Source organism: Acinetobacter sp. AB03 (assembly GCF_058107045.1).
On sequence record NZ_JBUEBA010000002.1, the window covers coordinates 1,537,866 to 1,546,009 of the forward strand.

Sequence of the window (8,144 nt, forward strand, 5' to 3'; positions counted from 1 at the left end):
AAGTTACACAAGCTCACCAACTTGCTAAGCAGTATCTGTAAACTTTGTGACATTGAAGTGAAGAAAAAATTACAATTTGATGACAGGTAATAAAATGTAATAAATAGACTTCTTGCGTTAGTGACATTTTAATCACCCGAAAGCTATATTTTATGAGCTTTTAGCCAATTCAAAAATTAGATAAAACTATATTTTCGCAAGAGGTCTAATAATTGTGATTTATTTTTAAGTATTTGAATTTTATTTAAATAAAAAATGGAGCAGCTGCTCCATTCATTTTGTATGACACTTTTGAAATATTTAAAGTGCTGCTTTAATTTTTTCCGCTTGGGCTTTAATTTTTTCTTGATCGCCCATTTGTGCAGCATGTTTCCCAAGTTGATGAACCGAGGTTGGAATTAAATGGAAATGTACATGGGGAACGGTTTGCCCAGCAGCCGCTCCAGACAATTGCATGAGCACAATGCCTTTGGCATCCAAACCGACTTCAATGGCTTTTGCTACTTTTTGTACCACTTGAATGGTGTAGGCAGCAGCATCGGCAGGGAGGTCGAGTAAAGTCACCGCAGGTGTCTTGGGTATGACTAAAGTATGACCGTCTGCTTGAGGCATAATATCCATGAATGCAAGAACTTGGTCATCTTCATATACTTTAATGGCTGGAAGTTCACCACGTAAAATTCGTGCAAAAATGTTTTGCTCATCGTAAGCCATGTCTATTCCTTAAGTTTCGCTTAAACTGATTTACTTACAGTTTAATTCTTTTTGACGTTCTTTAATCGCGTCAAGACGTTGTTGCTCTTTTTCAGAGAATTTCGGTTTAGTGGTGTAGCAATTATCATTGCCAAATTTTGCTTTCGCTTCAGGGTCCTTAAAACAGAAACCTTTAGATGCATAAATGACATCATGATCATCTTTTAATTTTTGACACTCTTGCTCAGGTGATGCCGCAAAACTTTGCGCCCCGATGAATGTTGCAAGACTGGCAAAAACCGCTACAGTCAACTTTTTCATGAGAATTTCCTCAGTTTGTAACATTGTATGTAGTCACGCTATTACTTTATAGGGGTTTGTTCTGTTTATTCAATGGTGAGTTCTTACTCAATTGTAATTTTACTTCATAATTTCTGCATATAATACATAAAATTTATATATATCAAGAGCTTTTAAAATACCAGATACAACTGGATATTCATGTTTTTTATGTAATTTAGCCTATTTTTGCAACTTTTTTTAGGCTCTAACATTTTTAAATTTCATTGAGAGGGTCACAGTGCTTCGGTACTTCTGCATTTTAACCTTTAATGTTCGCCTCATCTCAAATGCTATTTCAGGCATTTCTTTCTATACGATTAGCAATGAATTTTATTAAGTTATTCATTTCTTTCTGAATTAAGTACTTATGTATCATTATCGCTTAATGTTATTTTTTTGTCTTAAATGGACTCTTTTGCATGCTTATTTTAGACAGTCTAAAAGCTTTATTTATTATTGAATGCCTTGTGCTGGGGATTTACTTGAAATAAGTGGGTGGAAAATAAATTATGGAAATATAAATTATTGTCTGTGACTTAGGTAATTATAATCTTTAATGGCTAAATATAAAATGATGAATAAAACTTGATTTAAACTTAACTTAAGTTTAAATCATTATGCAGTTGGTTATGAAGGGATGAATTAAAATATGAATGGTTTAGGTCGAACATTTCTAATTTATGGCGCAAGTAGAGGCTTAGGCAAAGCGATTGTAAACTTAGTGCCTGAAGCTCAGGATAAAGTTTATGGTGTCTCTCGTTCTATTCCTAAAAATAATGCTCAATTGAATTGGATTTGTGCAGATTTATCTACTCCTAACGATGCGGTGGATAAGGTAAAAGAAACAGTCAAAGATGAGAAAATAGATGTTCTTATTTATAATGTTGGAATTTGGGAAAATAATGCTTTTACAGAGAATTATAACTTTGAAGAGGTTTCATCTACTGAGTTAAATACCATTCTAAATACAAATATTAATACCTGGATTCAGTCTCTTCAGTCCTTGATAGAAAATTTAAAGTTATCGGATAACGCTAAAGTCATATTGATTGGTTCTACATGGGGTGTAGATAATCATAATGGCAAAGAGTTGGTCTTTTCTGCAACGAAATATGCTTTGCGTGGAATTGCTCAATCATTGCGTGAGATTTTGCGTAACGACCTGATTGGGGTGAGTGTTTTAAATCTAGGGTATTTGGCGACAGAATATGAAGCAGATGTTCCAACCGCAACTGTATTGGCAGAGACCAATCATGCTTTAATTCCTTTATCTGATGTCATTCTAGCCATAAAATTTATCATCTCCACCAGTAATGCATCTTGTGTTAAAGAAATTCTTATGCCTGCAATGAAAGATGAAAATATTTAAATCAAGATGTTTGGTTGCAATTATACAGGGACGTATTTATCGGATAGTTTTATTTTTCGATACCATATTCGATCTAGGTGAAGCTACTTTGGTGTGAAAACTCATCCATTAATATATAGGTTCCTGCAGCTCTTTGGTATTGGTCAATCAACGGCACTAGTCTTTTAAAATGCTCCGTTTCGCAATGCGCATCTAGCGCTGCGCGATCAGGCCATGCTTCAATAAATATAAAATGCCCAGTATCTTTCTGATCAATAAATAGGTCGTAGGATATACATCTCGGTTCAGCTTTTGTTTTTTCTACAAGTTCACGATATAAAGGCATGACTCTATCAATATGTTCTAATTTAATAAAATCCTGAGCAATGACTTTGAGCATAAATTGTTTATCCTAAATTTAATTCGGTTTTTTATACACAAGTATATGTGCTGAATTAATTGAGTATACAGAGCTCTACTATAAAATTAATCAAGCTCAAAACAATCTTTAGTCTTAATTCATTATAAAAGTGGCAGTAAAAATATTGACCTTGGACTAACTCCATAGTTTTAAATCAAATGACTAGACTGGAGAGCTGAGTATGCTAAGGCTATTAGAACAGACACCGATTTTAGATTATTACCATCCATCGATTCAAAATTTGATTGAACAACGCAAATGGAGAGATCTTGATGAAGTTAATAAGGTGAGAAATATTTATAACTTTGTTCGTGATGAAGTTCAATTTGGCTATAACACGGGAGATACGATACAGGCATCTCAAGTCTTAAGCGACGGTTATGGTCAGTGTAATACCAAAGCAACGTTATTGATGGCGTTACTCCGAGCAGTGGGTGTAGCCACGCGGATACATGGGTTTACCATCGATAAAGCCCTACAAAAAGGCGCAATCAAAGGCATTTGGTATAAGTTATCGCCCAAGAATATTTTACATAGTTGGGTCGAAGTTCATGTGAATGGACAATGGTATATTCAGGAGGGTGTAATTCTTGATCGACTCTATCTAGAAAAATTACAAAGTATAAATAAGCATCAAACAACAACCTTTTGTGGTTTTGGGGTATTTACCGAGAACTTTGAAAATCCACCTATTGATTGGAATTTGAATGATACTTTTATCCAAGACAAGGGGATTAACCAAGATTTCGGTTTATTTGATAGCCCAGATGATTTTTATAATATACATCAACAAGAACTTAGTCCGATACAGCGTATGGCTTTTAAGTATTTAGTCAGACACTTAATGAATCAAAACGTCGATAAAATTAGAAATATACAAAAAGCCTCTTTATGAGGCTTTTTGTTCGGCCATCGGAATAGCTTAACTTATGATTAAAGTATGACTGACTATGATAAGCATTACTCTAAAGTGATTTTGCTCCATGACTCATATAGTTTAACTGCGGAAGAAAAATCGCTGTCTGCTTCAGATAAATCACTAGCAGTTTGAATTAAACTTTGAGCCAGTCCAATCACAGGTGCGGATAGTTTTGCTTCGCGGACTAAATCCACTGCAATGCCCGTATCTTTTGCTAATAGAGGGAGTGCAAAAGTAAGCGGGAAGCTGCGGTTGAGAATGCGCTGTGGTAAAACAGTTTCAGTGACGCCACTTTTACCACTAGACGCATTAATGCAATCTAATGCTTCGTTTAAGTTTACGCCATGGGCTTTTAGGGTGGTAAACCCTTCGGCAACAGCACAGAGGTTCACAGCCAAAAGCATATTGTTTACGGCTTTAACTGCAAAACCAGCACCTGATTCGCCCACGTGTTTAATCAGTTTACCAAATGCTTGAATCGCTGGTAGTGCGCGTTCAAAAGCTGCGGCATCACCACCGATCATAACCGTAAGGGTTGCATTATCAGCACCAATAGTTTGACCACTCACAGGTGCATCTAAAAAGTCCACACCGTGTTGTTTAAGCTGTTCAGCTACTTTTTTTGCAGAAGAGGGTACACCGCTGGTGCAATCGACCCAAATACTGCCTGCTTTAAGTTCAACTTGTGCAAGTAAGTCTTCAATATCTTGACTGGTTGGAAGGCAAGAGAAGACTACATCGGCCTGAACGGCTTGCGCAAGTTCCACCGCCTGCGTGCCATAGGCTTCTGCATGTTGTTTTGCTTTATCAAAATTGCGATTCCATACCCACACGTGTTCAAAGTGTTTAGGTAAGTGTGATGCCATGCGATAACCCATGGCGCCTAGACCGATAAATGCAACTGACTGAATCATGTCAAACCTTAGTATTTAAATTTTACTTGAACGTTCACTTAACCACTGAGCCAGTTGTGGCCAAAATTCATCGGCACTACGCTTACTCGACATCAGTCCTAAATGTCCCCCTGGGATAAGAGTAAACGTGACATCGGTGCTACTTGTCAATTGGGTTAATGGTTGAGCTGCCTCTGCTGTAACAAGTTGGTCTGTTGTGCCCGCAGCCACAAGCAATGAGCACCGTATATTTTTTAAAGCTATGCTTTTCTCATTTAATGTGATTAGTCCAGTTTTGAGTGGATTACGCAGCCAAACATTAAAAAGCATGTCTTGGTTGATGCCGCCAGGATAATCAATCATACGATTGAGAAAACCGCCGATGGTGGCATGCTCATACAAGGCTTCATGGTCATCTAAATTAAGCAGTAGATTCTTATGACTTTGAAACCAGCCGATAGGATCGATGATTTTAAAACCAAAAGTATTTAACCCTCCAGAGGTATGAAGCAAACGCTTTGGTATTTTGCCCTGATAAATTTGCTGTTGTATTGCTTTGCTTTTTGAAATGATTCGATTGAGATATGCAAAGAACTGGCCATTTCGCCCAGATTTATAACTGTCAATTGGGCTACCTAAAACCATTAAATTTTTCACAAAATTGGGTTGATGCAGGGCGGTATACAAGGTCACGAAAATGCCGGCCATACTCCAACCATGCAGAGAAATTTGTTCGCTATCACTATGTTTTAAAATGCTTTGTATACAGAGTGGAATATAATGATCAATAAACGTCAGAAAGTTAAAATGACGGTTATGAATATTTAATTTCCCCCAATCAATCACATATACGGCAAAGCCTTGCTGTTGGAAGTACTTCACCAGTGAGCGATAAGGATAAAGGTCGTAAATAGACATATTGATGGCTAGCGGGACCACAAAAACTAAGGGTTCTTTATACTTACGCACTTCAGGTGCGTAATAGCGAATTTGGGTCAGGTCAAATGTTTCAATCACTTCATAAGGTGTGCTTTGTGACAAAATGAGTGACTTTCCAGTAAAAATGCGCGTAGAAAGATTCTTTAATTTATTTTGATGCGTTGAAATTTTAGTTTTTAAAGAGTGCATATAGGTCTTAGATCTCAAATAAGCAGAAAGTTTGATCGAAGTCTAATCAATATTCGCGTATTTTACCTTGACCTTAAATAGCCTAGACGCTCAAAATGTTGGCAATTCTTTACAAAGGCAGTCCGTCGACTGAACCAGAGCCATGAGCCTACAAGACGAATTTGAATACCAATTAGATACCTTAGCCATTCGTACTGGGCATACGCGTAGTTTCGAGGGAGAACATGGCGAACCTATCTTTCTAACTTCATCATTTGTCTATGAAAATGCAGCAGAGGCCGCAGCAAAATTTTCAGGTCAAGAGCCAGGGAACATCTACTCGCGTTTTACCAACCCAACTGTTGCGATGTTTGAAAAACGCCTTGCAGCTTTAGAAGGTGCTGAACGTGCAGTGGCAACCAGTTCGGGTATGGCCGCAATTATGGCCGTGGCAATGTCATTTTTAAAACTAGGCGATCATGTGATTTGTTCACGTGCGGTATTCGGTTCGACCGTATCTTTGTTTGAAAAATATGTGGCTAAGTTTGGTGTAACTGTCGACTTTGTCGATTTAACAGATTTAGATGCATGGAAAAAGGCCGTTAAGCCTGAAACTAAATTACTTTTTGTTGAGTCTCCGTCAAATCCTTTGGCTGAAGTGGCAGACATTCAAGCACTTGCTGATATCGCACATGCCAATGGCGCACTTTTAGCAATTGATAATAGTTTCTGTACGCCAGTATTACAGCGTCCAATTGAGTTTGGTGCGGACTTGGTGATTTATTCAGCGACGAAGTATTTGGACGGTCAAGGTCGTGCTCTTGGTGGTGCAGTAGTGGGTAGTCATAAACTACTCGAAGAAGTGTTTCGTTATGTGCGTACTACAGGGCCTTCAATGAGTCCTTTCAATGCATGGGTATTCTTAAAAGGCTTAGAGACTTTACGTCTACGTATGCGTGAGCATTCAGCAAGTGCGCAAAAGCTAGCAGAATTCTTAAATACACACGCGAAAGTCGAAAAAGTGTATTACGCAGGTTTACCAGAGCATATTGGGCATGAACTTGCAGCGAAGCAACAAACAGGCTTTGGTGGGATCGTTTCTTTTGAAGTGAAAGGCGAGCGCGAAGGGGCTTGGACTGTTATTGATAATACCCAATTTATTTCAATTACAGGCAACTTGGGCGATGCTAAATCGACCATTACCCATCCTGCAACGACTACCCATGGCAAACTTTCACCAGAAGCGAAACAAGCCGCAGGAATTCGTGAAGGTTTAATTCGTGTTTCTGTTGGTTTAGAAGATATTGATGATATTATTCGCGATATCACACGTGGTTTAGACTTAATCTAATTTTTTAATTTTATGTTCGGAGATTTTAATGAACATTAATATGTTAATGCAGCAAGCTCAACGCATGCAAAAAGACATGGAAAGCAACATTAAAAAAGCCAAAGAAGAGCTTGCGCAAACTGAAGTGCATGCTGAAGCTGGTGGTGGTTTGGTTAAAGTGACGATGACTTGCCGCAATGTGGTAAAACGTATCGAAATCAATCCTGAATTATTGCAAGATGATGCAGATATGATTGAAGACTTAATTGCTGCGGCAATGAATGATGCTGCACGTCAGGCCGAAGTAATCACTGAAGAGCGTATGAAAGCTGCGAACTCAGGTGCAGGCTTACCACCGGGTCTTGCTGGTTTATTCTAATTAAGGAATACGTATAGTGTTTAGCGATCGTTTTGATCAATTGGTACAAGCTTTACGTATTTTGCCAAGTGTTGGGCCGAAATCGGCTCAGCGCATGGCGCTTCATCTGATTATGAAAAATCGTGAAGGGGCTGTGGGTCTTGCACATGCTTTGAACGAAGCCACCAGCTATATTCACGAATGCAGTTTGTGTCACTCACTGACCGAAAACGAAGTTTGTGACATTTGCGTCTCGCATGAACGTGACGATCAACTTCTTTGTGTGGTTGAGTCACCCGCAGATGTGATGGCGATTGAGCAAAGTGGTAGTTTCCGCGGTAAATACCATGTATTAGGTGGGCATTTATCTCCACTTGATGGTATTGGGCCTGAAGAGATCGGCATTCCTTATCTAATCCAGCGTTTAGGCGATGGTAAAGTAACAGAAGTGATTTTGGCGACCAATGCAACGGTAGAAGGTCAGGCCACAGCGCACTATTTGGTCGAGGCAACGAAACATTTACCGATCCAAATGACGCGCATTGCACAAGGCGTACCACAGGGTGGTGAACTTGAATATGTCGATAGTCATACCTTAAGCCAAGCTGTACATAATAGAATGCGAATGAAATAAGTATTTCGATACTTGTTTCATTTTTTAGTTGAGCTACAAGATTGAAATCTTGAGTAAGATAAAAAAATATTAATTTGAATCTAGTTGTATAAAAAAATC

10 protein-coding genes are annotated in these 8,144 nt (G+C 38.3%); 5 read left to right on the top strand and 5 right to left on the bottom strand.

Translation table 11 applies throughout. The features are described 5' to 3' along the window. Window positions 1–300 precede the first annotated feature (300 nt). Complete coding sequence (locus tag ACY3FQ_RS07810; protein WP_348960036.1) at window positions 301–714, bottom strand: HIT family protein; 414 nt, start codon at window positions 712–714, stop codon at window positions 301–303. 30 nt (window positions 715–744) lie between these two features. After that, window positions 745–1,014 (bottom strand): YARHG domain-containing protein, encoded by a 270-nt coding sequence (locus ACY3FQ_RS07815; protein ID WP_078426548.1) that lies wholly within the window; start codon window positions 1,012–1,014, stop codon window positions 745–747. 670 nt (window positions 1,015–1,684) lie between these two features. Between ACY3FQ_RS07815 and ACY3FQ_RS07820 the strand changes: the two genes are divergently transcribed. Continuing rightward, a complete protein-coding gene (locus ACY3FQ_RS07820) occupies window positions 1,685–2,404 on the top strand; it encodes an SDR family NAD(P)-dependent oxidoreductase (RefSeq protein WP_489773803.1) in 720 nt (239 codons plus the stop codon). A gap of 73 nt (window positions 2,405–2,477) precedes the next feature. Here the strand turns inward: ACY3FQ_RS07820 and ACY3FQ_RS07825 are convergent, their stop codons facing one another. Continuing rightward, entirely contained in the window at window positions 2,478–2,783 is a 306-nt protein-coding gene (locus tag ACY3FQ_RS07825; RefSeq protein ID WP_004984659.1) for a putative quinol monooxygenase, read from the bottom strand. Window positions 2,784–2,985: 202 nt separating this feature from the next. Between ACY3FQ_RS07825 and ACY3FQ_RS07830 the strand changes: the two genes are divergently transcribed. After that, on the top strand, window positions 2,986–3,699 hold the full coding sequence (locus tag ACY3FQ_RS07830; protein WP_489773804.1) for a transglutaminase-like domain-containing protein: 714 nt from the start codon (window positions 2,986–2,988) through the stop codon (window positions 3,697–3,699). Between the two features lie 65 nt (window positions 3,700–3,764). Here ACY3FQ_RS07830 and ACY3FQ_RS07835 read toward each other — a convergent pair whose 3' ends face one another. Next, complete coding sequence (locus tag ACY3FQ_RS07835; protein ID WP_004697044.1) at window positions 3,765–4,637, bottom strand: NAD(P)-dependent oxidoreductase; 873 nt, start codon at window positions 4,635–4,637, stop codon at window positions 3,765–3,767. Between the two features lie 15 nt (window positions 4,638–4,652). Beyond that, window positions 4,653–5,744, bottom strand: a complete 1,092-nt coding sequence (locus ACY3FQ_RS07840; protein WP_489773805.1) for an alpha/beta fold hydrolase — start codon at window positions 5,742–5,744, stop codon at window positions 4,653–4,655. Window positions 5,745–5,886: 142 nt separating this feature from the next. Between ACY3FQ_RS07840 and ACY3FQ_RS07845 the strand changes: the two genes are divergently transcribed. From ACY3FQ_RS07845 to recR, 3 genes are read left to right on the top strand one after another with little or no spacing between them, the layout of a single operon-like run. Continuing rightward, window positions 5,887–7,074, top strand: a complete 1,188-nt coding sequence (locus tag ACY3FQ_RS07845) for an O-succinylhomoserine sulfhydrylase (protein ID WP_489773806.1) — start codon at window positions 5,887–5,889, stop codon at window positions 7,072–7,074. 28 nt (window positions 7,075–7,102) lie between these two features. Beyond that, window positions 7,103–7,432 carry a YbaB/EbfC family nucleoid-associated protein gene (locus ACY3FQ_RS07850; protein ID WP_004697049.1) on the top strand — a complete coding sequence of 110 codons (330 nt, stop codon included), beginning with the start codon at window positions 7,103–7,105 and terminating at the stop codon, window positions 7,430–7,432. A gap of 16 nt (window positions 7,433–7,448) precedes the next feature. Continuing rightward, on the top strand, window positions 7,449–8,045 hold the full coding sequence (gene recR / locus ACY3FQ_RS07855; RefSeq protein ID WP_004697052.1) for a recombination mediator RecR: 597 nt from the start codon (window positions 7,449–7,451) through the stop codon (window positions 8,043–8,045). Window positions 8,046–8,144: the final 99 nt, after the last annotated feature.